A 23,040-nucleotide genomic window follows, 5' to 3' on the forward strand; every position below is an offset into this window, starting at 1 on the left:
CAGACTCAGAAAGGCAGCGCCTGAGCCAGCGCCTCCTTCTTCACCTCAGCGGCCGAAGAAGGCACGTCGGACTTCTTCGTCGTCGCCGAAGCACCGGCCGGGACGGGCGCCGGCACCGGGGTGCACTGCACGTCCGAACCGTTGCCCGGCTTCCGCACGGGCAGCTTGCCGGTCAGCAGGTAGTCCGCGATCTTGTCGTCCACACAGGACACACCGGACAACGAACCCGAGTGCGTCGTGCCACCGGGCGCGCTGATCAGGCTGGAGTTCGGGTAGCGCTTGCGGATCTCGAGGCTGCCGGGGTACGGCGTCGCGGCGTCGTTCTCCTCGTTGACCAGCAGGATGCCGGGCACCTTGCGCCCGTCGATCTCCACCGGCTTGCCCGCCTTCGCGGGCCAGTCGAGGCAAGGCGCGTTGAACCAGGCGTTGCCCCACGTCTCGAACGGGGCCCGGAAGTGCGTGACCCAGTTGTCGAACTTCCAGCGGTTCCAGTTCTGCGGCCACGCGACGTCGGTGCACTGCACGGCCGCGTAGACGGCGTACCCGTTGTCCTGGCCCGGCGGGTTGGAGTCGTCGTACAGGCCCTTCAAGGTCTGCCAGTCACCCTTGTGCACCCAGCCCGAGAACGCGTTCGCGATGTCCTCCCAGCCGAAGACGTAGTACCCGGCCTGCAGGAAGATGTCCGTCCACTCGGAACCGCCGATGACGCCGCCCGCGGGCTTGTCGTACAGCTTCTTCTGCTCGGCGTACCACAGCTTCTCGACCGCCGAAGCGGTCTTGCCGAGGTGGTAGACGTCGTCGTACTTCGCGAGCCAGCCGAAGTAGGTCTTGATGTTCTTGTCGAAGGCGATGTCCTGGTTCAGGTTCGCCTTGTACCAGACGTCGCGGGGGTCGACGGTGCCGTCGAACACCATCCGCCGCACGTTCTGCGGGAACAGCGTGCTGTAGACCTGGCCGAGGTAGGTGCCGTAGGAGAAGCCGTAGTAGTTGATCTGCTTCTCGCCCAGCGCCTTGCGAAGGCTGTCGACGTCCTTCGCGACGTCGATGGTCTTGATGTGTTCGAGGATCGCGCCGTTCTTGGCGCACGCCTTCGCGTAACCCTTCGCCTTGTCCAGCCACGCCTTCTCGATGGCGCGCGTGGTCGGCACGTACTGCGGGCGGTTGTAGGAGGCGTAGTTGCCGTCGCAGGTCAGCGACGGCTTGCTCTCCCCCACGCCGCGCGGGTCGAAGCCGATCCAGTCGTACTCCTGGCCGGCCTTCTTCGGGACGTACTGGCCGAGTGTCGAGAGGCCGAGGCCGGAGCCGCCGGGGCCGCCCGGGTTGACCAGCATGACGCCCTGTGACTGGGCGGACTTGTGCTTGACGCGCGAGACGGCAATCGAGATCTTCTCCCCGCCCGGCTTCGCGTAGTCCAGCGGGACTTCGAGGAAGCCGCATTCCGCTCCGGCCTTGACCAGACTCGGCCGGGTGCAGGCTCCCCAGCTGATGGGCTTCGGATCGAAGTCCTGCGCAGAGGCGGCCGTGGCGGAGGGAGCGAGCGCCATGGTGCCGACGCCGATCCCCGCGACCGCCAGGGCGGCAACGAATTTCTTCATGTGTTCCTTTTCGTCCGCGTTCGACCCGGTCGGGCCGAAGCTACCGAGAACCGGCTTCAATCTCGCTGACCGACACGTTGACCGCCATCCCTCTTTAGTCGGTATCCGGGCGGGCGACGGGATCCGATCCGGGCATATCAGTCTTGTCGGTCCCCTGTCGTACGCTCGCGGAGTCCACTGGGGAAAGGAGCCCGCGTGAACGAGGTGAAAAGCCTGGTTTCGGCGGTTCGCAACGGTTTGGCCGGACTGGCCGATCCGGAGAAGGCACCGGGCATGCGCGCGTACATGAAGTCGGAGATGCCGTTCCTCGGTATCGCGTCACCCCCTCGGGCGGCCTTGCTGAAACAGCTCTTCGCCGAACATCCGCTACCCGATCGAGTGAGTTTTTCCGCCGTCGTCCTCACCTTGTGGCGTGAAGCGGAATTCCGTGAAGAGCGGTATGCGGCGGTCGCGCTTTCCGGGTATCGCGCCTACGCCCGCTGGCAGGACGTCGAGCTGATCGGCCTGTACGAAGAGATGATCGTGACCGGCGCCTGGTGGGACTACGTCGACGAGGTCGCCATCCGCCGGGTCGGGCCGATCCTGCGGGCGGACCCGGAAACGCTGACCCCGCTGATGCTGACCTGGGCCTACGACGAGGACAGATGGCGCCGCCGTACCGCGGTGATCTGCCAGGTCGGCGCCAAGGGCGGGACCGACACCGATCTGCTCACCCGAGCGGTCGAGGCGAACATCGACGACAAGGACTTCTTCCTGCGCAAGGGGATCGGCTGGGCGCTACGCGAGTACGCGAAGACCGAGCCGGACTGGGTGCGCGCGTTCGTCGCCGCGCACCCCGCGCTCTCGAATCTGTCCCGGAAGGAGGCGCTCAAGCACCTGGGCGGTTGAGCACCGGCCGCGGGATCAGCGCGGTGAGCTCGTCGATGACGTCGCCCAGTTCGGGCAACAGCTGTCCCGTCTCCTTCAAATCACGGAGCAGATCCAGCCGGGTTCCTTGCGGCGGCCCCTCTTCGAGAAGCTTGACGAGGTCGCGTTTCGCGTCGTCGGCGCGTCCGAGAGCCAGGAGATAGAAGAGCGGCTGGGCCTTGGCGTCCCAGTCCCCGGGGTCGGCGGCCACATCGGCCAAGACCTTCTCCAGGGCTTCGCCGAGCTGCCGTCGGGCTTCTTCGGTTCGCCCGGTCTTCAGGTCGGCCAACGCGAGAAGATTGCGTATCCATAAGGATTGCGACGCGAAGGGACGCAAGACCTCCTTCGCCTCGTCCGGCTTCCCGGCGAACAGCAAGGTCTCTCCGAGGTTCCCGCGGTATTCGGTGTCGTCCGGATCCAGCGCGATCAGTTCGCGTAGTTCCTCGATCGCCTTGCCGTAGTCGCCCGCACAGCGATGGATCTCCGCGCGCAGGGCACGGCCACTCTCGTCGTGACCGTCGGCCGGCGCGTTGTCCACATCGGACAAAGCGCCGGAGAGATCGCCGAAGAGAACGCGATGGTGGGCACGCTGGTAGTAGGCATATCCCCCGTCCTCTCCCAACCGGACCCCCTCGTCCAGTTCCGCCCTGGCTTCTTCGTGGCGATCCAGCTTCGCCAGGCTTTCCGCCCGGGTCACATGGAAGAAGGAGGTCGAAGGGCTCGCTTCGAGTGCGACGCCGAGATCGATGAGAGCGGCCCGATGATCGCCCGACCTCTGATGAGCCATCGCGCGCCAGGTGTACGCCCACGCGTTTTCGGGGTCGAGTTCGATCGCGCGGCTCAAGCCCTCCACCGCTTCGCTGTTCCTCTTCAACCGGCTGAGCGTCATCCCTCGCCACAGGTGATTCTCGGCGTCCTCGGGAGCCAGCTCGACGGCTCGGTCGAAGTCGGCCAGTGCCGCCTGCCGATCTCCCAGGTCGTCATGGACGAGCCCACGCATGTAATACGCCCACTCGTAGTCCGGGTCGATCCGGAGCGCGGTGGTGAAGCCGTCGATCGCGAGCCGATGGCGTTCCTTGCGCCGATGGAACGCCGCCCGGATCGCGTGTGGCCTCGCACTGCCGGGTTCCGCCGCGACCGCCGCGTCGAAGACCTTCGAGGCCCCGTCGTCGTCACCGATCTTCACGAGGAACCAGGCGAGCTCGGCCAGGTAGTAGACGTCTTTGGGGCGAAGAGCGGCCGCTGCCCGGTAGCCGGCGAGCGCCTCGTCGGTCTCCCCCAGTTCGGCGAGCAGGACGGCCCGGTAGTTGATCGCCCAGGCGTAGTCGGGATCGAGGCGGATGGCGATCTCGAGTTCGTCGATCGCCTTCCGGAGTTCTCCGCGCTTGTAGTGGACCTCGCTTCGGGCCGTGTAGGCCCACGCGTGGTCGGGTTGCAGACGGACGGCTTCGTCGAGGTCGGTCATCGCGCCGTCGAGATCGCCGAGTTCGGCACGTGCCGAACCGCGCCCGCGCCACGAGTACGCGTACGTGGGGTCGAGTTCGATCGCCCGGTTCAGGTCTTCGAGCGCCGGCGCCCAGTCCGCCTCGTTGCGGAGGAAGTTGCCGCGATCGCTCCAGACGTAGGGATCGGCGGGATTGAGGTCGAGGGCCCGGTCGTAGTCCCTTTTCGTCGCCTCTAGTTCGTCACGGCCCTCGTGAGCCCAGGCGCGCCGCCTGATCACCGTCGAGAGCCGGGCCGCGTCGAGTTCACCGGCACCGGCGAGCAGATCGAGGACCTCCACCTCGCGGGCGCCGTCGTCACCTCCCACCGCTTCGGCCAGCCGCTGTGCCCAGCGCAGGACGGCGGGCTCGTCCGCGTCGATGCCCGCCTGCTCCATCATGCGCGCCCAGGTTCGTGCGGCCGCGGTGCTGGTCGTGATCATCTCGGCGGCGCCGAGCAACGCGTCCGGCAGCGCTTCGGCCGGATCGCCGCAGAGCCGGTGGTAGGTCTGTTCCAGTTTCCTTCGCTGCCAGCGTTCGTCGGTCCAGGCGTCGCGGTGCCGGCTGTGCCCGAGTTCGGTGCACCGGCCTTCGTAATACTCGGCGAGCTTGCGGTGGTGCTCGGCGAATTCTCCGGGTGAGCGACCGCGTTCCATGCGCACCATCGGGCCGCGGACCACCGGGTGGTAGCGCACCGGCAACTCGCGCCGCCCGACGAACGGCAGTTCCCGCAGCCAGCGGAACGTCTCCCCCGCCGTTTCCTTCCCGGTCAGGACGCCGAGGACGTCTTCGTCCAGGACTCGGGGTAGCGACGCCGTGGCTGCGATCTTCTGCTTCGCCTCTTCGGGGACCCAGTGCAGGAACCGTTTGACCGCGTCGTCACCGGGATCGCCGACGGCGTCCGCCCCGGTGGGCTTTCGCTCCGCCAGCATGGCGACCAGGACGGGCAGGCCGTCGGTCAGCCGCAGCACGATCTCGATCACCTGCTCGTCGGTGATCCCGTGCTCGGCGAGCAGGCGGCGCGCCTCCGGTTCGGTGAACGGCCGGAGTTCGATCTCGCGCACCAGCGGCGCGTACCGGTTCCACTTCGCTTCGTCCAGCGGGAACTGGCCCGCCACGGTGAGCACCAGGTTCTGCGGAAGATCCCCGTACCGGCCGCCGAACAGGTCCAGCAGCCAGGTCCCCAGTACCGGCGCCGTCCGCTCGAAGGTGTCGAAGAACAGCGTGATCTGCCGGGATTCCGGAAGCCGCCAGAGATCCTCGACGAACGGTTTGGTCAGCTCCTCCGCCGGATCCAGGAGCAGCTGGACATCGGCCTTCCGCTTGAACTTGGCCGCGAGATAGCTCTGCAGTTGCTCCAGCTGTTTCGCCGTCGCGTCGGCATCGATCGCGTCGGCCGCGATGCTCCCGCCGGGAAGGGTCTTCGCCACGCCGAGACCGGCCTTGACCACGGTCTTGGTGACGAGCGCGCGGCCGGCCGCGGGAGCCTGCGGATCGCTGCGAAGCCGTTCCCTCGCCTTGAGATAGGACTCGTAGCGCTTCTCGAACCGGCGCATCTCATGCCCGCCGCGAGCGAGATCCTTCGCCAGCTTGACCAGGGTCGCGGGCAGATCCTGCAGACGGTCGTCCGCGAACCCGACGAGGGCGCGGGATTCCTCGGCGATACCGCGAAGCTGTTCGAGGAGGAAGGTCTTGCCGACACCGGCGAGACCGTGCACCGAGAACAGATACCGGCGACGCCGATCGCTGCCCGGCAGCGCCAGATTGGCCCGGAAATCCTCACGTTCCCCGACGCGGCCGACGAAGCCGTCGCTCAATCGGGCGCGGGCGATGTCTTGGATGCTTGAGCGACCGTCTGGACGTGACACGGGAACTCACTTTGCCACACCTGGTGACGTGTGAAGGCCCCCTTCCCTCGGTTCAGCTCAGGGAAGGGGGCCTTCATGGGACTTCGGGACGCTGTGTCAGGCCCGCAGGCTCGCGCCGAAACGTTCACCGGCGACCACGACGGCGGCGTCGCGGGCCTTGGTGGCCTCTTCGACGGTCAGCGTGCGATCCGTGGCACGGAACCGCAGCTTGTACGCCACCGAACGCTTGCCCTCGCCCACCTGCTCGCCCTCGTAGGAGTCGAACAGCGTGATGTCCTCGAGCAGTTCGCCCGCGCCTTCACGGAGCGCCTCGGCCAGGTCGGCCGACGGCACGTCCGACTTGGCCACGAGGGCGACGTCGAGCAGCACCGGCGGGTAGGCCGAGATCCGCGGCGCCGGACGGCCGTCCGGGATCGGGATCGCGTCCAGGTCGAGCTCCATCGCGACGGTCCGCGGCGGGAGTCCGAGCGCCTCGACGACCTTCGGGTGCAGCTCGCCGGCGTAGCCGACGGGCCATTGCCCCACGCGAAGCTGCGCACACCGGCCGGGGTGCCACGGCGGCTGATCCGCCGCCGCCGTGGTGAGCTCGACACCGGCGGCCTGCGCCACCAGCCTCGCCGCCTGCACCGCGTCGGCCCAGTTCGCCTGCTCGCCCTCGCCCCACCAGCCGGCGCGGCCACGCTGGCCCGCGAGCACGACGGCGACGTGGACCGGCTGCGGCGGGACGGCCGCCTCCAGTACCGCGAGTTCCTCGTCGGTCGGCCGCCGGTCCACCCCGAGCGAAGGCATCGGGAGCGGGTTCGGCCCGGGCAGGACCACCTGTCCGATGTGGAACAGCGAGACGTCCTTGAAGCCGCGGGAAATGTTGCGCTGCAACGTCTCCAGCAGGCCAGGCAGCAACGTACTGGCCATCCGGTCCTTGTCCGACTCCAGCGGATTGCGGACCTTGACGGTCTTGCGGCGGACGTCGTCCTCGGGCAGCCCGAACGAATCCCAGACCGAGTCCGAGATGAACGGGAAGGGCAGCACTTCGACGTACCCGGCCTCGGCCAGCGCACGTGCGACCGAACGACGACGTCGCTGCGTGTCGGTGAGACCACGACCGGCCGGGGCGTCGGGCAGCACCGACGGGATGCTGTCGTAACCCTCCAGCCGGAGCACCTCCTCGACCAGGTCGGCGGGCTGCACCAGGTCGCCGCGCCAGCTCGGCGGGATCGCGGTCACCAGCGCGGTACCGTCCTCGGCCGTGCCCACGTTGACCTTGCAGCCGATCTGCGAGAGCCGCTTGACCGTGACACCGCGCTCGTAGCGCACACCGGCGACCTGGTCGGGCAGGCTGATCGGCATGGTCACCGGCGGGTTCGGCTCGACGCCGCCCTCGTCGGTGCGGCCGGGCAGGATCGAGCCGTCGCCGTACTGACGCAGCAGACGCGCGGCGAGTTCGACGGCCGCCGCGCACAGCTGCGGGTCGGTGAACCGCTCGAACCGTTTGGCCGCCTCGGAGAACAGCTTGTGCCGACGGGCCGTCCGGCTGATCGACGACGGATCCCAGTGGGCCGCTTCGAGCAGCACGTCGGTGCTCTCGGGGGTGATCTCGGTCGACGCGCCACCCATGGTGCCCGCCAGCGAGATCACCCCGCTGTCGTCGGCGATGACCACGTCGTCCGCGTCGAGCGTGCGCTCGACATCGTCCAAAGTGGTCAGCTTCTCGCCCGGCTTCGCCTTGCGCACCACCAGGTCGCCCTTGACCGAACCGGTCGCGAAGGCGTGCAGCGGATGCCCGAGCTCGATCATGACGTAGTTGGTGACGTCGACCGCGAGCGAGATCGAACGGATTCCCGCCAGCATCAGACGGCGGCGCATCCACCACGGCGTCGGCGCGGTGGCGTCGAGGTCCTTGACCCGGCGCAGCACGAACCGCTTGCAACCCTCGTCGTCTTCGAGGTGCACCGGCCAGGCGACGCTTTCCGCCTCCGGGACCTCGATGGACGCCGGGTCGCCGAACGGGACGTCGAGCGCGTTCGACAACTCACGGGCCAGGCCGCGGACCGACAGCGTGTAGCCGCGGTCCGGGGTCGGCGTCACCTCGAGGACGGTGTCTTCGAGCTGCAGCAGCTTGTTGGCGTCCTCGCCCGGGCTGGCCGTGCTCGGGGGCAGCACCAGGATGCCGGAGTGGTCGTCGCCGATGCCGAGTTCGCTCGCCGAGCAGATCATGCCGTCGCTGATCCGGCCGTAGGTCTTGCGCGAGGCGATCTCGAAACCGCCGGGCAGCACGGTGCCGGGCAGCGCGACGACGACCAGGTCGCCCTCGGCGAAGTTCGTGGCACCACAGATGATCCCGCGGGTGCGGATCCCCGTGGGGCCGTCGTCCTCGAAGGGACCCTCGTCGTCGTCGGAGTCGTCATCCGCGTCGATGTTCTCGTCCGGCTTGCCGTCGTCATCGGCGTCGTCTTCGGATTCGCCGACGTCGACACGGCAGAAACGGACCGGCTTCTTGAACTCGGTCAGCTCCTCGATCTCGGCGACGCGGCCCACCACGAGGGGGCCGGTGACCGGTTCGAGCGCGCGGACGTCGTCGACCTCGATGCCGATGCGCACGAAGGCGTCGGCCAGATCCTGGGCCGTGACCTCCTCGTCGACGTCGAGGTGTTCGGTCAGCCAGCTGGCTGGGACCTTCACTCAGGCCTCCGTTCCGAAGGGCAGGGTGAACCTGATGTCGCCCTCCACCATGTCGCGCATGTCCGGGATTCCGTTGCGGAACTGCAGGGTGCGCTCGATTCCCATGCCGAAGGCGAAGCCCGAGTAGATCTCGGGGTCGACACCGCAGGCACGCAGGACGTTGGGGTTGACCATGCCGCAGCCACCCCATTCGACCCAGCCGGCGCCGCCCTTCTTCTGCTCGAACCAGACGTCGACCTCGGCCGACGGCTCGGTGAACGGGAAGAAGTGCGGGCGAAGGCGGGTCTTCGAGCTTTCACCGAACATCGTGCGGGCGAAGGCGTCGAGGGTGCCCTTGAGGTGCGCCATCGTCAGGCCCTTGTCCACCGCGAGGCCTTCGACCTGGGAGAACACCGGGGTGTGCGTCGAGTCGAGCTCGTCGGTCCGGTAGGTGCGGCCGGGGCAGACGACGTACACGGGCAGGTCGCGGTGCAGCAGCGTGCGGGCCTGCACCGGTGAGGTGTGCGTCCGCAGCACCAGCCCGGAGTCCTCCTCGCCGAGGTAGAACGTGTCCTGCAGCTGGCGCGCGGGGTGGTCCTTGCCGAAGTTCAGGGCGTCGAAGTTGAACCACTCGGCTTCGAGCTCCGGCCCGTCGGCGACCTCGTAGCCCATCGCGACGAACGCGTCGGCGATCCGCTCGGACAGCGTCGCGATCGGGTGCCGGGCGCCACGGGGTACTCGGTCCCACGGGAGCGTGACGTCGACGGTCTCCTCGCGGAGCACCCTTTCGTCACGCTCGGCCTGGAGCACGGCGCGGCGCGCGTCGAAAGCGGCCTGGATGCCCTGGCGCGCTTCGTTGACCCGCTTCCCCGCCTCGGCCTTTTCCTGCTTCGGCAGGGCGCCGATCTCGCGGCGAGCGAGGAGCAGCGGAGACTGGTCCCCGAGGTGCGCGGGCTTGATCGCGGCCAGCGCGTCGAGATCCGCCGCGGCCGCGAAATCCGTCTCGGCCTGCTTGACGGCGGCCGTCAACGTCTCCGGCACGAGCGCTCCCGCCTGGGGGTCCTGCTTGTCGTTGGCTTCGGACATAACTCCTCGGCGTCCGCTGGGACTGGTCCGGTGCACGCGAGCGCACACATGGGTTTAGCAGCTGCTGAATTCTATGGGACAGCGAACGGCGGCCCCCGATCACCCTCGGGCTGGGCACACCGTCACTCGGGAGCGCGAAAGATCCCGGATCTACGCCGTAAACAAGGTGCTGGAACGAACACCGCGTTCCATGAGAGCTCCCTTGTTCCGTGGTACGAACGGCCTGGTGCCCGTGACCCTACGTGGCCACGGGCACCGGCGCGAACGGAATTACGGCTCAGCGTCCGGCGAACGCGCCCTCGAAGTCCACCTTGCCGAACGCCTCCGGGACGACGCCGTCCGCGGCGTAGCGGTACAACGCGGTCTGGTAGATCCCGGAAAGCGTCGTGCAGACGATGGAGACCAAGAACCCCCACACGAGTGAAATCCCGATGGCGACGAAGATCGTGATGGTGCCGCCCAGCAGCAGGCCCGCACCGACGATGACCGCGAAGCCCGCCAGCGACACCAGGAAGCCGATCACCCAGATACCGGCCTCGCCGACCGCCTGCTCGCCCCAAGTCCGCTTGAACAGCTGGGCCGACCGCTTCGCCCCGTGCCGGACACCGGCGTCCTCGATCATCATCACCGGGAGGACGAGGTAGGTGACGAGGCTCCAGGCGGCGCCGATCAAGCCGCTGATGAAGTAGCCGATGAAATCGAGCCGCCGCTCGATCTGCCGGAGGATCAGGGAAACCGTGGCCGTCACCGCGGACCAGCCCAGCAAGGGCAGCCAGCGGCGGCCTGCCGCGGCCAGCCCGTCGGCCACGCGGGGATCGTCACCGCGAAGCGCGACGTCCGCCTGCGAGATGAGCGCGGCGTTGAAGAACACCGTGACGAACGCGGCGGCGAGGTAGAACAGCCCGAGCATCACGTACGAAGCGGGGGTCAGCCGCGAGTGCTCGGCGATCTCGGTATGAGAAATCCAGTAACCGGACCCGAGGAACACCGCGGCCACCAGAAGACCGGCGAAACCGGCAAGCACCGGGAAGACCGCGAGCTCCTTGCGGGACCGCAGAACACGCCAGGAAGCGCCGAACAAAGCGAAAGAACGGGCGATACGCCCCATGATTCCCCCAGGAAGTCAACGGAATCCGCAGCTTAGCGACCCGGGCGCAGCGCCATCGCGTTGGTGTAGACACAGACCGCCGCGGCCGTCGCGAGGTTCAGGCTTTCGGCCCGACCGTACATCGGGATCTTGACCGCGAGGTCGACCGTGTCGAGCACGTGCTCCGGCAGACCGTGCGCTTCGTTGCCGAAAACCCAGGCGGCAGGCTGGTCGAAGCTCACCTGATCGAGCTCGGTGTCGGCGTAACCGTGCGCGCCGAGGGTGCGGAGACCGGCGGCGGAGCAGGCCTTCAAGGCCGCGTCGACGTCCCGGATCCGGGTGATGGCGGGGTGGAACAGGCTGCCGGCGGCGGCCCGGACGCATTTGCCGTTGTGCGGGTCGACACTGTCGCCCGCGAGTACGACCGCGTCGGCGCCGGCCGCGTCCGCGACCCGGATCACCGTGCCCGCGTTACCGGGGTCCGAGACGTCGACGAGGACGACGACGAGCTTCGCGCCCGGCTTCAGGACGGTCTCCTGTGGACGGTCGACGAGTGCGCAGACCGCGACGATGCCTTGCGGTGTCACGGTTTCGGAAAGCCCGTCGGCGGCACGATCGGTGATCGGGGAGATCGGGACACCGGCCTCGCCCGCGGTGACGAGCAGCCCCTCGTGCTGGGCTGCGGCGCGTTCGGTGACGAACAGCTCGTACACCGTGCCGCCGTCTTCGAGGGCGTGGGTGAGCGCGGCTTCGACCGCGTTCGCGCCCTCGGCGAGGAACCGGCCCGTCTTCTCGCGTTCGGCCCGGCGGGTGAGCTTGCGCGCAGCAACAACCCGGGGCGTCCGTTCGGTGAACGGAGCGGCCCCGGGTTGCGGAAGTGCGCTGCGGCCGGTCAGGCCGACTTCTTCTCTTCGGTGTTCACGTTCGCCTTGGCCAGCTCGGCCAGCGCGGTGAACGCGGCGGCGTCGTTGACCGCGAGGTCCGCGAGGATCTTGCGGTCGACCTCGACACCCGCGGCCTTGAGGCCCTGGATGAAGCGGTTGTAGGTGACGCCGTTGGCGCGGGCGGCCGCGTTGATACGGGTGATCCACAGCTGGCGGAAGTCACCCTTGCGGGCACGGCGGTCCCGGTAGGCGTAGTTCAGCGAGTGAAGCGTCTGCTCCTTCGCCTTGCGGTACAGCCGCGAACGCTGGCCGCGGTAGCCGCTGGCGAGCTCGAGAGTCGCGCGACGCTTCTTCTGGGCGTTTACAGCCCTCTTGACGCGTGCCACTGGGTCCATCCTGTCGATCTGGGGGCGCGCTGACGCGCCCGGCGTTTACAAAGTGCGGGGAATGTCAGCGGCCGAGAAGGCGCTTGACGCGGCCGACGTCGTTCTTGGCGATCTCGGTCGTGCCTTCGAGGCGACGGGTGAGCCTGTTGGACTTCTTCTCCATCAGGTGGCGACGACCGGCCTTCTGGCGGCGCAGCTTGCCCGAACCCGTGACGCGAACTCGCTTCGACGTCCCGCTGTGCGTCTTCATCTTCGGCATTACGTAGTCCTCTTTCGTGCGGCGGCACACCGGAGTTCCCCGGTGTGCCGCTGACATGTGCTGGTCGGCGCTAGGCGTCGGCGGGCGGCTCGGACGAATCGTCCTTGGCAGCCTTCGCGGCCTTGGGCGGCTTCACGTTCTTGTGCGGGGCCAACACCATGATCATGTTGCGGCCGTCCTGCTTCGGCGACGACTCGACGAAACCGAGTTCCGTCACCTCGTCGGCGAGCTTCTGCAACAGGCGGAAACCGAGTTCCGGCCGCGACTGCTCGCGCCCGCGGAACATGATCGTGACCTTGACCTTGTTACCGGCCGCGAGGAAGCGCGACACGTGACCCTTTTTGGTCTCGTAGTCGTGCTGATCGATCTTCGGCCGCAGCTTCTGCTCTTTGATGACGGTGAGCTGCTGGTTGCGGCGGGACTCGCGGGCCTTCTGCGCGCTCTCGTACTTGAACTTGCCGAAGTCCATGAGCTTGCATACGGGCGGGCGAGCCTGCGGAGCGACCTCGACGAGATCGAGATCGTTCTCCTGTGCCAGCCGCAGCGCATCTTCGATCCGGACGATGCCGACCTGTTCACCGGCGGGTCCGACGAGGCGGACCTCCGGTACCCGGATTCGGTCGTTGATGCGTGTCTCGGAGCTGATGGGGCCTCCCTGGTTCGAGGTAAATTCTTCTACCGTTTCGACCTGGTGCCCACATACCGAAGGCCTCGGTACCGTGAGGTACACGAGGCCCACTCTTTTCCGATCGCGTTCAGTCTCCAGAACCGAACACACCGCCTCGGACGCCCGAAATCGTCTTTGGCGAGACCGGACCCGGACACCTGGTGTTACGGCGGTGACACGGGTGGGAGCGGGGCTCCACTTGCCGCCCCCGATCGCTCAGGGGCTGGTCGCTCGTGGAAGGGTACCAGACGTGTCAGAAGAACCGGTTCAGCAGCCCCCGTATTCCCAGGACGTCCGCGGCTTGGAGGACATCCCGAGCGTCGAGGTGATCAGCAGGGCGGCCGTCATGCTGCTCTCCGCCGGCGCCGAACGACTCGGCCTCGCCGACGAGGACCCGGCCAACTCTCCCCACCGCGACCTCGACGAGGCCCGCCGCCTGATCACCGCCCTCGCCGGGCTGGTCACCGCTTCGGCAGAGTACCTCGGCCTGCACGCGGGCCCGTTGCGCGACGGCCTGCAGTCGCTGCAGAAGGCGTTCCGCGAGGCTTCGGCCGTGCCGGACGCCCCCGGTCAGGGACCGGGCGAGAAGTACACGGGCCCGGTCTACTAGGCCTCCCTTACTCTCCACCCGCTGCCATGAACGGCCCGTTCCTTGCGAATTTCGCAAGGAACGGGCCGTTCCTTGCACGGGCGGGGCTACCCCAGCGGCCCACAGGCGACTAACATTTCAGATGTGAGTGGGTTGGCGAAGGTGCCGAGGTCCCTCCTGCGGGACGAGGCCTACGAGAACATCCGCCGGGCGATCATCGACGGGACGCTGCCGCCGGGGACGAACCTGCGCGACGGCGACCTGGCCGAGCAGCTCGGTCTTTCGCGGGCGCCGGTGCGGCAGGCGCTACTGCGCCTCATCGAGGACGGCCTCGTCGAGTCGAAGCCGCAGAGCTACACGCGGGTGGCGGGGTTCGTCCCCGACGACGTCCGAGACGCCCTGCACCTGGTCCGCACGCTGCACGAGGCCGCCGTCCGCGCGGGCGCGCCGCGGATGGGGCCGGCCGAGGTCGCCGCGATGCGGGCGGCCAACGCCCGGTTCGCCGACGCGATCGCCGCCGGGGACATCGCGGCCGCGATCGCCGCCGACGACGACCTCCACGACATCCCGGTCGCCGCCGCGCGCAACCGGGCTGTCGCCGCGACGCTCGACCGCTACACCCCACTGCTCCGGCGTCTCGAATACGCGCGCTTCGGCTCCCTGCCCGCGCACCGGTCGGTCCAGCGTCACGCGGACCTGGCCGACGCGATCGAAGCGGGCGACGTCGACGCGGCCTGCTCGATCACCGCCACGATCTGGACCGAACTCGAAGCCCTCCTGGAGACGCCATGACCCTCGCCGACTTCCCGCGCTACCCGCTGCTGTTCGGTCCCTCCCCCGTGCACCCGCTGGACCGGCTCACCGCCCATCTCGGCGGCGCGAAGGTCTGGGCGAAACGTGAGGACGTCAACTCCGGTATCGCGTTCGGCGGCAACAAGACCCGGAAGCTCGAATACCTGGTCGCCGACGCGCTCGCCTCGGGCGCGGACACCCTGATCTCGATCGGCGGCGTGCAGTCGAACCACACCCGCCAGGTCGCCGCGGCCGCCGCGCGGGCCGGGCTGAAGGCCGTCCTGGTGCAGGAAAGCTGGGTCGATTGGAACGACCCGCTGTACGACAAGGTCGGCAACATCCAGCTCTCGCGCATCCTCGGCGCCGACATCCGGATGGTCGAGGCCGATTTCGGCGTCGGCTTCAAGGAGAGCTGGGAGAACGCGGTCAAGGAGATCGAAGCCGACGGCGGGAAGCCGTACGCGATCCCGGCGGGCGGTTCGGACCATCGGCTCGGCGGGCTCGGCTTCGCGAACTGGATCGGCGAACTCGAAGCGCAGGAGGCCGAACTCGGTGTCTTCTTCGACACGGTGGTCGTCTGCTCGGTCACCGGCGGCACGCAGGCCGGAATGGTCGCCGGGGCCGCGCTTTCCGGGAAGCCGCGGCGGATCCTCGGCATCGACGGTTCGGCGAAACCGGCCGAGACCCGCGCCCAGATCACCCGCATCGCCCGCGCGACCGCGGAGCTGATCGGCGCCGGCGAGATCGGCGAGGTCGAACTGGACGAGCGGTACCACGCAGGGATCTACGGCATCCCCGACGAGTCCACTTTGGACGCTATCCGGACGCTGGCGCGTCTGGAGGGCGTACTCACGGATCCGGTGTACGAGGGCAAGTCGATGGCGGGCCTGATCGACCTCGTCGGGCGGGGCGAGATCTCGCGGGAATCGAACGTGCTGTTCGCGCACCTGGGCGGGCAGCCCGCGCTCAACGGCTACACGAGCGTGCTTTAGCGGAAGCTGTCATGAACGGACCTTTCATAACAAGAAATGTTATGAAAGGTCCGTTCATAACACGCGTGACTAGTCCACCACGGCCAGGACGTCGATCTCCACCAGCAGGCCGGCGGGCAGGCCGACGTACACGGTGGTGCGAGCCGGGTGCGGCGCTTCGCCGATCAGCTTGTTGTAGACCTCGTTGAACGCGCCGAAGTGGTCGACGTCGGTCAGGTACACGCGCACCATCAGGGCGTCGCCCAGGCTCGAACCGGCGGCCTCGAGCACGGCTTCGATGTTCTTGAAGGTCTGCTCCGTCTGCTCACCGACGGTCTCGCCGACGATGGCGCCGGTGGCCGGGTCGAAGGCGACCTGGCCGGCCACCTGCAGGATGTTGCCCTTGCGGACCGCCTGCGAGAACGCGGCCACCGGCTTCGGCGCGTTCTCCGTGCTGATCGCGGTCTTGCTCATTCCAACTTCCCCTTTCGGTTCCCCGTCCATCCGCTGTGGACGGAAGCTTCTTCGGCGGCGGTGATCAGTTCGGGCACGAGCCCCATCAGGCCGTCGTAGTCGAGCAGTACCTTCGGCACCGACACGGACGCGGCGGCGAGCACCACCCCGCCCGGGCCGCGGACCGGCGCGGCGACGCAGTGGATGAAGTCCTCGTGCTCGGCGTTGTCCACCGCGTAACCCCGGTCGGCGACGAGCGCGAGTTCCTTCTCGTAGGCCTCGGGTGTGGTGATCGTGTTCGGCGTGCGGACGAAGAAGTCGATCCTCGACACGACGTCGGCCTGCTTCTCCGGGGTCATCGCCGCGACGAGCACCTTGCCGACGGCGGTGCAGTGCAGAGGCGCGCGCTTCCCGATGCGGGAGTACATCCGCACCGAATGCCTGCCCTCGAACTTGTCGATGTAGACCACCTCACCGTCCTCATAGGACGCGAGGTGCACGGTGTGCCCGGTGCGTGCGTTGAGCCCGGCGAGAGCCGACTGCGCGGTGCGCCGGACGTCGCGGTCCTCCAGCGCCTGCTGTGCGAGGTCGAAGAGAGCACTGCCGAGCCGGTAGTACCGCTGTCCCTCCCTGCGCACGAAATGGTGCGTCTCCAGGGTGCGCAGCAGGCGCAGCACGGTCGACTTGTGCACACCGATCTCTTCGGCGAGCTGATCCAGCGTCTTCGCCTCGCGCGCGAGCCCGCTCAACAAGGTGAGCGCCCTGTCCAAACTCTGGCTCATACGCCCACCAACCCCTTGTCCGTCAGTCTCGCCGCCGCCCATGCTGCCGCATCCGCCCCGATGAGCGCATCGACGACGGCTTCGGGCAGCGGTGTCCCCACGTCGTCGTGGGTCAGCAAGGTGGCGGCGGCCTGCAGATGCCCGCGCCGCAACCGGGTCGAGGGGTCGTCGCCGCGCAACGTGGAAGCGAGGAAACCGGCCGCGAAGGCGTCTCCGGCACCGACCGGCTCGACGACGTCGACCTGGAGCGCCGGCGCGAACAGCGGCGCCGCGTCCCCCTCGACGAGCGTCGCGCCGCGCTCCCCGTGCTTGACCACCAGCGTCTTCGGCCCGGGCACGACGGCACGCAACCGCTGCGGGTCACCGGTCCCCCACACCCGTTCGGCCTCGTCGTCCCCGGCGAGCACGATGTCGGCGCGGGCGGCCAGTTCGGCCAGCACCGACGGGTCGCGCCCGGTCCACAACGCGGGCCGGAAGTTCACGTCGAACGACACCAGCGTGTCGCCGCGCGGACGTTCCATGAGCGCCCGCACCAGGTCGAGACAGCCGTCGGACAGGGCGGGCGTGATCCCGGACAGATGGATCACGCGGACACCGTCGAGTTCGAGCTTCCCCAGCAGTCCGGCGTCCATCCCGGACGCGGCGGACCCCTTGCGGTAGTACCGGACCGGGCTGCCCTGGGCGCCGCTTTCCTTGATGTAGAGCCCGGTCGGCCGCGTCGGGTCGACCAGCACCGCGCTGACGTCCACCCCCGCCTCGGCGATCTCGCGCACCAGCGCGCGTCCGAACGGGTCGTCGCCGACGGCGCTCACCCAAGCGCTGGCGAATCCCAGCGCCGGGAGATGGCAGGCGACGTTCGATTCGGCTCCGCCGATCGTCCGCACCCACTTACGTACCTCGTCGGGCGGCCCTGGTTCGGCCGGTACGAACAAGGCCATCGACTCCCCGATGCAAATAACGTCGGGCGCGCTTGTCACTTCCGCGTCTCCTCATCGTCACGCCGTTGACCTCCAGCGGACCGGATGCTACACCTATCCCACGCAATATGCGCAACGTCCGTTGCAACATACGCAACCGAGGTGAACCTCATGTTCGAAGCCGGCACCATCGATTCCGCCGCGGTCGCGGCCGTCCGGGAGGAGCGCGTCGACTGGCGCTTCCGCTCGGTCGCGCCTTCGCTGTCCGGACTCACGATCGGCGAAGCCGCCGCCCGTGGCGCGAAGCTGTTCGAAGACGGCTTCCTCGGCCCGTTCGTGGTGCTCGACGAAGAAGCCGTCGAACACAACCTCCGCACGATGGCGGGCTGGTGCGCCGAACGCGGGATCGCGCTCGCGCCGCACGGCAAGACGACGATGGCGCCGCAGCTGTTCGAGCGTCAGCTCCAGCACGGCTCCTGGGGCATCACCTGCGCGAACGCCGGACATCTGCGCGTTTACCGGGCGTTCGGGGTTTCCCGGATCCTGCTCGCGAACCAGCTGCTCGACCCGTCGGGCCTGCGCTGGCTCTCGAAGGAACTGGACGCCGACGACGGCTTCGAGTTCGTCTGCTGGATCGACTCGGTCCGCGGCGTCGAGCTAATGACCGAAGCACTGCGCGGAGCCCGCCGTCAGGTCGACGTACTCGTCGAACTCGGCGGCGAAGGGGGCCGCACCGGGGTCCGCAGCACCGAGACGGCACTCGCCGTCGCCGAAGCCGCGCATGCGAGCCCGGCCCTGCGACTGCGTGGATCGGGCGGCTACGAAGGCGCGCTCTCCCACCACACCGACGAAAAGTCGCTCCAGCTGATCAGCTCCTATGTGGACGGTCTACGCGAGCTCGTCTTCGCGTTCTCCGAAAAGGGGCTGCTCGACGACGCCGGCCAGATCATCGTCACCGGCGGCGGCAGCGCCTACTTCGATCGCGTCGCCGACGAGCTCACCAAGGACTGGGGTGACCTGGACGTCCTGCCGATCCTGCGCAGCGGCGCCTACATCACCCACGACGACGGCTTCTACCGGGTGATCTCGCCGCTCGGGGAACACCCGCGCATCGGCGGCGTCGACTCGTTCCGCCCCGCGCTGCGCGCGTGGGCCCAGGTGACGTCGAAGCCGACGGAAGAACTCGCGCTGCTCACCATCGGCAAACGGGACGCCTCCTTCGACGAAGGCATGCCCGAGCCCCGTCTGATCCGCAAAGGCGACGGGCCACCGTCCGCGCTCGAAGGTCACACCATCCAGAAGATGAACGACCAGCACGCCTTCCTCACGCTGCCGTCGTCGTCGCCGGTCGAGGTCGGCGACTGGATCGGCCTCGGCCTGTCGCATCCGTGCACCGTGTTCGACAAGTGGCCGCTCATCCCGGTCGTCGGTCCCGACGGCGAGACAGTGCTCGATTTCGTCCGCACCCATTTCTGATCCGTCCTCCACCGCCGCAGAGGAAGAATCATCATGGACATCGTTGTCCGCTCCGCACTGGTCGCCGACGGCACCGGGGATCCGCTCACCAGGCACGACGTGGGCATCACCGGCGGCCGGATCGCCAGTGTCGCCGAACCGGGCTCGCTCGCGGGCCGCCGCACCATCGACGCCGAAGGACTCGTGCTCGCGCCCGGGTTCATCGACATGCACTCGCACTCCGACCTGCAGCTGCTCGCGAACCCGGACCACCTCGCGAAGCTCTCGCAGGGCGTCACGACCGAGGTCCTCGGACAGGACGGCCTTTCCTACGCGCCCGTGAACGACGACGTCCTCGCGGCGCTGCGCCAGCAGCTCGCCGGATGGAACGACGATCCCGCCGGATTCGACTGGAACTGGCGCTCGGTCGGGGAATACCTCGACCGGCTCGACACCGGGGTCGCGGTCAACGCGGCGTACCTGGTGCCGCAGGGCACCGTCCGCATGCTCACCGTCGGCTGGGACGACCGGCCGGCCACCGAAGCCGAGATGAACGCGATGAAGGAGCTCATCGCGACCGGGCTCGCCGAGGGCGCGATGGGCATGTCGTCCGGCCTCACCTACACGCCGGGCATGTACGCGACCACCGAGGAACTCGTCGAGCTGTGCCAGGTCGTCGGGGAGAACGGCGGCTTCTACAGTCCGCACCACCGCAGCTACGGCAAGGGCGCGCTCGAAGCGTTCGGCGAGATGGTCGACGTCTCCCGCCGGTCGGGCTGTCCGCTGCACCTCGCGCACGCGACGATGAACTTCTCGGTGAACAAGGGCAAGGCACCCCAGCTGCTGGAGCTGCTCGACCAGGCGCTCGACGACGGCTGCGACATCTCCCTGGACACTTACCCCTATCTCCCGGGCGCCACCTACCTTTCCGCACTGCTGCCCAGCTGGTCGACGGAAGGCGGGCTCGACGCGACGCTCGCTCGCCTGTCCGATGTGGACACCCGTGAGCGGATTCGCGCGGAGATCGAGGAGACCGGCTCCGACGGCGCCCACGGGGTGCCGATCGACTGGGAGGCCATCGAGATCAACGGTGTCCGCCGCGACGAGAACTCGCACCTGGTCGGGCATTCCGTCGCCGCTTCGGCGCAGCGAGCCGGGAAACCGGCCGCGGAACTGTACTTCGACGTCCTGCTCTCGGAGAAGCTCGGCACGTCCTGCCTGATGCACGTCGGGCACGAGGAGAACGTCCAGGCGATCATGCGCCACCGCACGCACACCGGCGGCAGTGACGGCCTTCTCGTCGGCGCGCGGCCGCATCCGCGCGCCTGGGGCACCTTCCCGCGTTACCTCGCGCGCTACGTCCGCGAACTCGGCGTCCTCGACCTCGCCGAATGCGTCTCGCATCTCACCGGCCGGGCCGCGGAACGCCTGCGGCTGACCGATCGCGGCCTCGTCCGTGCCGGGTACGCGGCGGACCTCGTGCTGTTCGACCCGGAAACCGTCGCCGACACCGCCACGTTCGACGAACCGCGGCAGCAGGCCGCCGGTATCCCCTATGTCTTCGTCAACGGTGTCGCCGCCATCGACGATGGTCAACCGACCGGCGCCCTCGCCGGCCATTCACTGCGCAACCCCGGGAGTGCCCGATGATCGATTGGCTCCAACATTCGACGGGAGGTCTCCTGACCCTCGCCGCCGTCTCGATCGCGGTTCTGCTGTTCCTCATCATCAAGGTCAAACTCGAGCCCTTCATCGCGCTGATCGTGGTCGGCCTCCTGACCGCACTGGCCGCGGGCCTGCCCGTCGGGCAGATCGTCGGCTCCGCGCAGAAGGCGTCGGATTCCCTGCTGGAAAAGGGTTTCGGCGGGATTCTCGGGCATATCGCCGCGATCATCGGGCTCGGCACGATCCTCGGCTCCATTTTGGAGCGTTCCGGCGGGGCGAAGGTGCTCACCGGCGCGCTGCTGCGGGCCATCGGCGAGAAACGGGCCCCACTCGCGATGGGCCTCGCCGGTTTCGTCTTCGGTATCCCGGTCTTCTTCGACATCGGCATCTTCGTGCTGGCGCCGCTGGTCTACGTCGCCGCCAAACAGGGCGGCCGTTCGCTGGTGCTCTACGCGCTGCCGCTGCTCGCCGGTCTTTCCATCACGCACGCGTTCCTCCCGCCGCACCCCGGTCCGGTGGCCGCGGCCGGCCTGCTGCACGTCGAACTCGGCTGGATCATCCTGATGGGCCTGGTCTGCGGTATCCCGGCGTTCCTGGTCGGCGGTGTCGTGTACTCGACCTGGATCGGCAAGCGCATCGACGTGCCGGTTCCCGAGGAATTCCTTGTCGCGGAGGACGAAGGCGAGAAAGAGGAGAACCCGCCGTCGCTCGGCCTGGTGGCCGCGATCATCGCCGTTCCGCTGGTCCTGATCCTCGCCGGGACGTTCGGCAGCATCTGGCTCCCGAAGGATTCCGCACCCGCCGGTGTGGCCGCGTTCATCGGCACCCCGGCTGTCGCGCTGACGATCTCGGTGCTGCTCGCGTCCTGGCTGCTGGGGCTGCGCCGAGGCTTGACGGGCAAGGATTTGAGCGAGCTTTCGGCGAAATCCCTCCGCCCGGTCGCGATGATCCTGCTGGTGGTCGGCGCGGGAGCGTTCTTCGGCGCCGTGCTGTCCGCGACGGGAATCGGCAAGGCCGTCGCCGGTTCGCTGGACAACGCCGGTCTCCCGGTCATCCTCGCGGCGTACGTGATCAGTTGCGGTATGCGGATCGCACAGGGTTCCGCGACCGTCGCGATCGTGACCACGAGCGGCATCGTCGCACCGACGGTGGCGACGCTGGGCTATTCACAGATCCAGCTCGCCCTGCTGGTCGTGGCGATCTCGGCCGGGTCGATCATCGCCTCGCACGTGAACGACGGCGGGTTCTGGATCATCTCGCGGTACTTCAACCTGACCGTGCCGCAGACCCTGAAAACCTGGACCGTCCTGGAAACCGTCCTTTCCGTTTCCGGTTTCGGCGTGGCAGCATTGCTCATGGCAGTGGTTTAAACCACCTGAAAGCTGGGAGAGATCACGATGACCGGACTCGATCGACGCACCTTCCTCGGCGCCGTCGGAGCGGCTGGACTCACCACCGTTCTCGGTTCCCACCTCGCGAACGCTTCCGAACAGACCTGCGGACCGAAGGGAACCGGGGCCATCTACATCAGCAGCTACACCAGTTCCGGACACGGACTCGATGTCGCTCACCGGGACACGGCGACCAACGCGCTGGTCGTCGACCGGACGATTCCGGGTGTCAGCAACGCCTCCTGGTTCGACATCAGCGCCGATCGCAAGACGCTGTACGTGACCAATGAGGACGAGAGCGGCCAGATCTCCGCGCTGAGCCTGGCCGATCCCACGAAACCCAAGCTGCTCAACAAGAAGTCGGCCAAGGGGCAGCACCCGACGCATCTGACCGTCCACTCCAGCCAGAAATACGTGCTGGCCGCGAACTACAGCAGCGGCAGCGTCGTCGTCCTCCCGATCCTGGCGGGCGGGAAACTCGGCGACGTCGTCGATCTCGCTCAGCACAAGGGCGCCGAGCGTGCCGCCCACGCGCACCAGGTGGTCAACGATCCCACCGGCAAATGGGTGCTCTCAGTCGATCTCGGCGCGGATTCGGTCTACGTCTACCAACTCGACGTCGCCACCGGGAAGCTCAAGCTGAACCAGCAGCTGAAGCTCCCGTCCGGCGCCGGGCCCCGGCACCTCGCGTTCCACCCGAGCGGCAAGTACGCGTACATCCTCGGCGAGCTTCGTGCCGAGGTGACCGTCGCGACATGGAACGCGGCCACCGGGAAGCTCGCCGCAGGGCAGGTCGTCCCGGCCGTTCCGGCGGGCACTCCCGGCGAGCAGTACCCGGGTGAGATCACCACGTCCAAGGACGGGAAGTTCGTCTACGCGTCGGTGCGCGGCTCCGACACGATCGCGTCGTTCGGCGTCGGTGAGGACGGGAAGTCCTTGAAGCTGCTGGGCAACGCGCCCGTCGGCGGCGTCTACCCCCGCCACATCACCCTGGATCCGACCGAACGCTGGTTCTACGTCTCCAGCGACAAGTCCGGCACGCTCAGCTGGCTGCCGCGCGATCCCGCCACCGGCCTTCCCGGTGCCGTCGCCGGGAAACTGGCGCTCCCCCAGGTCAATTCCGTCTTTTTCGCATAAGGAGAAACTCC

The 23,040-nt window shown here is 68.2% G+C and carries 20 protein-coding genes; 8 read left to right on the top strand and 12 right to left on the bottom strand.

The genetic code is table 11. The annotated features are described in order from the left end of the window. Window positions 1-5 precede the first annotated feature (5 nt). Entirely contained in the window at window positions 6-1,595 is a 1,590-nt protein-coding gene (locus tag H5J31_RS02275; protein ID WP_181770733.1) for an alpha/beta hydrolase, read from the bottom strand. 195 nt (window positions 1,596-1,790) lie between these two features. Between H5J31_RS02275 and H5J31_RS02280 the strand changes: the two genes are divergently transcribed. Further along, window positions 1,791-2,483: a DNA alkylation repair protein gene (locus H5J31_RS02280; RefSeq protein WP_181770734.1), complete on the top strand. Its 693-nt coding sequence runs from the start codon at window positions 1,791-1,793 to the stop codon at window positions 2,481-2,483. On the opposite strand, the gene H5J31_RS02285 is transcribed toward H5J31_RS02280, so the two are convergent. The 8 genes from H5J31_RS02285 to infC all read right to left on the bottom strand — a co-directional run bounded on the left by H5J31_RS02285 (window position 2,464) and on the right by infC (window position 12,856). After that, window positions 2,464-5,850, bottom strand: coding sequence for a tetratricopeptide repeat protein (locus H5J31_RS02285; RefSeq protein WP_181770735.1), 3,387 nt, complete (start codon window positions 5,848-5,850; stop codon window positions 2,464-2,466). The two genes, H5J31_RS02280 and H5J31_RS02285, sit on opposite strands and share 20 nt — an antisense overlap. A gap of 96 nt (window positions 5,851-5,946) precedes the next feature. Beyond that, on the bottom strand, window positions 5,947-8,529 hold the full coding sequence (pheT, locus tag H5J31_RS02290; protein ID WP_181770736.1) for a phenylalanine--tRNA ligase subunit beta: 2,583 nt from the start codon (window positions 8,527-8,529) through the stop codon (window positions 5,947-5,949). Next, window positions 8,530-9,594 carry a phenylalanine--tRNA ligase subunit alpha gene (gene pheS / locus H5J31_RS02295; protein WP_181770737.1) on the bottom strand — a complete coding sequence of 355 codons (1,065 nt, stop codon included), beginning with the start codon at window positions 9,592-9,594 and terminating at the stop codon, window positions 8,530-8,532. 277 nt (window positions 9,595-9,871) lie between these two features. Next, window positions 9,872-10,702 (bottom strand): DUF6159 family protein, encoded by an 831-nt coding sequence (locus H5J31_RS02300; RefSeq protein WP_181770738.1) that lies wholly within the window; start codon window positions 10,700-10,702, stop codon window positions 9,872-9,874. 32 nt (window positions 10,703-10,734) lie between these two features. Next, window positions 10,735-11,577 (bottom strand): TrmH family RNA methyltransferase, encoded by an 843-nt coding sequence (locus H5J31_RS02305; RefSeq protein WP_181770877.1) that lies wholly within the window; start codon window positions 11,575-11,577, stop codon window positions 10,735-10,737. After that, the gene (gene rplT / locus H5J31_RS02310; RefSeq protein WP_005163284.1) at window positions 11,574-11,951 is read right to left on the bottom strand and encodes a 50S ribosomal protein L20; all 378 of its coding nucleotides are present in this window, start codon (window positions 11,949-11,951) and stop codon (window positions 11,574-11,576) included. The genes H5J31_RS02305 and rplT overlap by 4 nt, the downstream gene beginning before the upstream one ends. A 64-nt stretch (window positions 11,952-12,015) precedes the next feature. Beyond that, a complete protein-coding gene (rpmI, locus tag H5J31_RS02315) occupies window positions 12,016-12,210 on the bottom strand; it encodes a 50S ribosomal protein L35 (RefSeq protein WP_007028043.1) in 195 nt (64 codons plus the stop codon). A 70-nt stretch (window positions 12,211-12,280) separates the two neighbouring features. Further along, window positions 12,281-12,856 (bottom strand): translation initiation factor IF-3, encoded by a 576-nt coding sequence (gene infC / locus H5J31_RS02320; RefSeq protein WP_328701357.1) that lies wholly within the window; start codon window positions 12,854-12,856, stop codon window positions 12,281-12,283. 271 nt (window positions 12,857-13,127) lie between these two features. Between infC and H5J31_RS02325 the strand changes: the two genes are divergently transcribed. The 3 genes from H5J31_RS02325 (at window position 13,128) to H5J31_RS02335 (ending at window position 15,250) form a co-directional block, all read left to right on the top strand. Continuing rightward, a complete protein-coding gene (locus H5J31_RS02325) occupies window positions 13,128-13,487 on the top strand; it encodes a DUF1844 domain-containing protein (RefSeq protein ID WP_181770740.1) in 360 nt (119 codons plus the stop codon). Window positions 13,488-13,619: 132 nt separating this feature from the next. Then, on the top strand, window positions 13,620-14,258 hold the full coding sequence (locus H5J31_RS02330) for a GntR family transcriptional regulator (RefSeq protein ID WP_181770878.1): 639 nt from the start codon (window positions 13,620-13,622) through the stop codon (window positions 14,256-14,258). Then, the gene (locus H5J31_RS02335; protein WP_181770741.1) at window positions 14,255-15,250 is read left to right on the top strand and encodes a 1-aminocyclopropane-1-carboxylate deaminase; all 996 of its coding nucleotides are present in this window, start codon (window positions 14,255-14,257) and stop codon (window positions 15,248-15,250) included. Before H5J31_RS02330 ends, H5J31_RS02335 begins: the two co-directional genes overlap by 4 nt. Before the next feature lie 69 nt (window positions 15,251-15,319). Here the strand turns inward: H5J31_RS02335 and H5J31_RS02340 are convergent, their stop codons facing one another. Genes H5J31_RS02340 through H5J31_RS02350 form a run of 3 tightly spaced genes read right to left on the bottom strand, consistent with a single transcriptional unit; the run spans window position 15,320 to window position 17,402 of the window. Next, window positions 15,320-15,703: a RidA family protein gene (locus H5J31_RS02340; RefSeq protein ID WP_076157057.1), complete on the bottom strand. Its 384-nt coding sequence runs from the start codon at window positions 15,701-15,703 to the stop codon at window positions 15,320-15,322. After that, window positions 15,700-16,464 carry an IclR family transcriptional regulator gene (locus H5J31_RS02345; protein ID WP_181770742.1) on the bottom strand — a complete coding sequence of 255 codons (765 nt, stop codon included), beginning with the start codon at window positions 16,462-16,464 and terminating at the stop codon, window positions 15,700-15,702. The genes H5J31_RS02340 and H5J31_RS02345 overlap by 4 nt, the downstream gene beginning before the upstream one ends. Next, the gene (locus H5J31_RS02350) at window positions 16,461-17,402 is read right to left on the bottom strand and encodes a sugar kinase (protein WP_207897307.1); all 942 of its coding nucleotides are present in this window, start codon (window positions 17,400-17,402) and stop codon (window positions 16,461-16,463) included. Before H5J31_RS02350 ends, H5J31_RS02345 begins: the two co-directional genes overlap by 4 nt. Window positions 17,403-17,552: 150 nt before the next feature. Between H5J31_RS02350 and H5J31_RS02355 the strand changes: the two genes are divergently transcribed. Genes H5J31_RS02355 through H5J31_RS02370 form a run of 4 tightly spaced genes read left to right on the top strand, consistent with a single transcriptional unit; the run spans window position 17,553 to window position 23,029 of the window. Next, complete coding sequence (locus tag H5J31_RS02355; protein ID WP_181770744.1) at window positions 17,553-18,857, top strand: amino acid deaminase; 1,305 nt, start codon at window positions 17,553-17,555, stop codon at window positions 18,855-18,857. A gap of 33 nt (window positions 18,858-18,890) precedes the next feature. Continuing rightward, the gene (locus H5J31_RS02360) at window positions 18,891-20,486 is read left to right on the top strand and encodes an N-acyl-D-amino-acid deacylase family protein (RefSeq protein ID WP_181770745.1); all 1,596 of its coding nucleotides are present in this window, start codon (window positions 18,891-18,893) and stop codon (window positions 20,484-20,486) included. Then, complete coding sequence (locus tag H5J31_RS02365) at window positions 20,483-21,871, top strand: GntP family permease (protein ID WP_181770746.1); 1,389 nt, start codon at window positions 20,483-20,485, stop codon at window positions 21,869-21,871. The genes H5J31_RS02360 and H5J31_RS02365 overlap by 4 nt, the downstream gene beginning before the upstream one ends. A gap of 27 nt (window positions 21,872-21,898) precedes the next feature. Then, on the top strand, window positions 21,899-23,029 hold the full coding sequence (locus tag H5J31_RS02370) for a lactonase family protein (protein WP_181770747.1): 1,131 nt from the start codon (window positions 21,899-21,901) through the stop codon (window positions 23,027-23,029). Window positions 23,030-23,040 lie beyond the last annotated feature (11 nt).

The sequence above is a fragment of the Amycolatopsis pittospori genome (assembly GCF_013870525.1).
In the GTDB taxonomy this organism is placed as follows: Bacteria; Actinomycetota; Actinomycetes; order Mycobacteriales; family Pseudonocardiaceae; genus Amycolatopsis; species Amycolatopsis pittospori.

Bases quoted from the DNA above. Each gene is read 5' to 3' on its own strand.
- H5J31_RS02275 (WP_181770733.1), bottom strand. From the start codon at position 1,595: ATGAAGAAATTCGTTGCCGCCCTGGCGGTCGCGGGGATCGGCGTCGGC.
- pheS (WP_181770737.1), bottom strand. From the start codon at position 9,594: ATGTCCGAAGCCAACGACAAGCAGGACCCCCAGGCGGGAGCGCTCGTG.
- H5J31_RS02300 (WP_181770738.1), bottom strand. From the start codon at position 10,702: ATGGGGCGTATCGCCCGTTCTTTCGCTTTGTTCGGCGCTTCCTGGCGT.
- rpmI (WP_007028043.1), bottom strand. From the start codon at position 12,210: ATGCCGAAGATGAAGACGCACAGCGGGACGTCGAAGCGAGTTCGCGTC.
- H5J31_RS02335 (WP_181770741.1), top strand. From the start codon at position 14,255: ATGACCCTCGCCGACTTCCCGCGCTACCCGCTGCTGTTCGGTCCCTCC.
- H5J31_RS02340 (WP_076157057.1), bottom strand. From the start codon at position 15,703: ATGAGCAAGACCGCGATCAGCACGGAGAACGCGCCGAAGCCGGTGGCC.
- H5J31_RS02345 (WP_181770742.1), bottom strand. From the start codon at position 16,464: ATGAGCCAGAGTTTGGACAGGGCGCTCACCTTGTTGAGCGGGCTCGCG.
- H5J31_RS02350 (WP_207897307.1), bottom strand. From the start codon at position 17,402: ATGGCCTTGTTCGTACCGGCCGAACCAGGGCCGCCCGACGAGGTACGT.
- H5J31_RS02355 (WP_181770744.1), top strand. From the start codon at position 17,553: ATGTTCGAAGCCGGCACCATCGATTCCGCCGCGGTCGCGGCCGTCCGG.
- H5J31_RS02360 (WP_181770745.1), top strand. From the start codon at position 18,891: ATGGACATCGTTGTCCGCTCCGCACTGGTCGCCGACGGCACCGGGGAT.
- H5J31_RS02365 (WP_181770746.1), top strand. From the start codon at position 20,483: ATGATCGATTGGCTCCAACATTCGACGGGAGGTCTCCTGACCCTCGCC.
- H5J31_RS02370 (WP_181770747.1), top strand. From the start codon at position 21,899: ATGACCGGACTCGATCGACGCACCTTCCTCGGCGCCGTCGGAGCGGCT.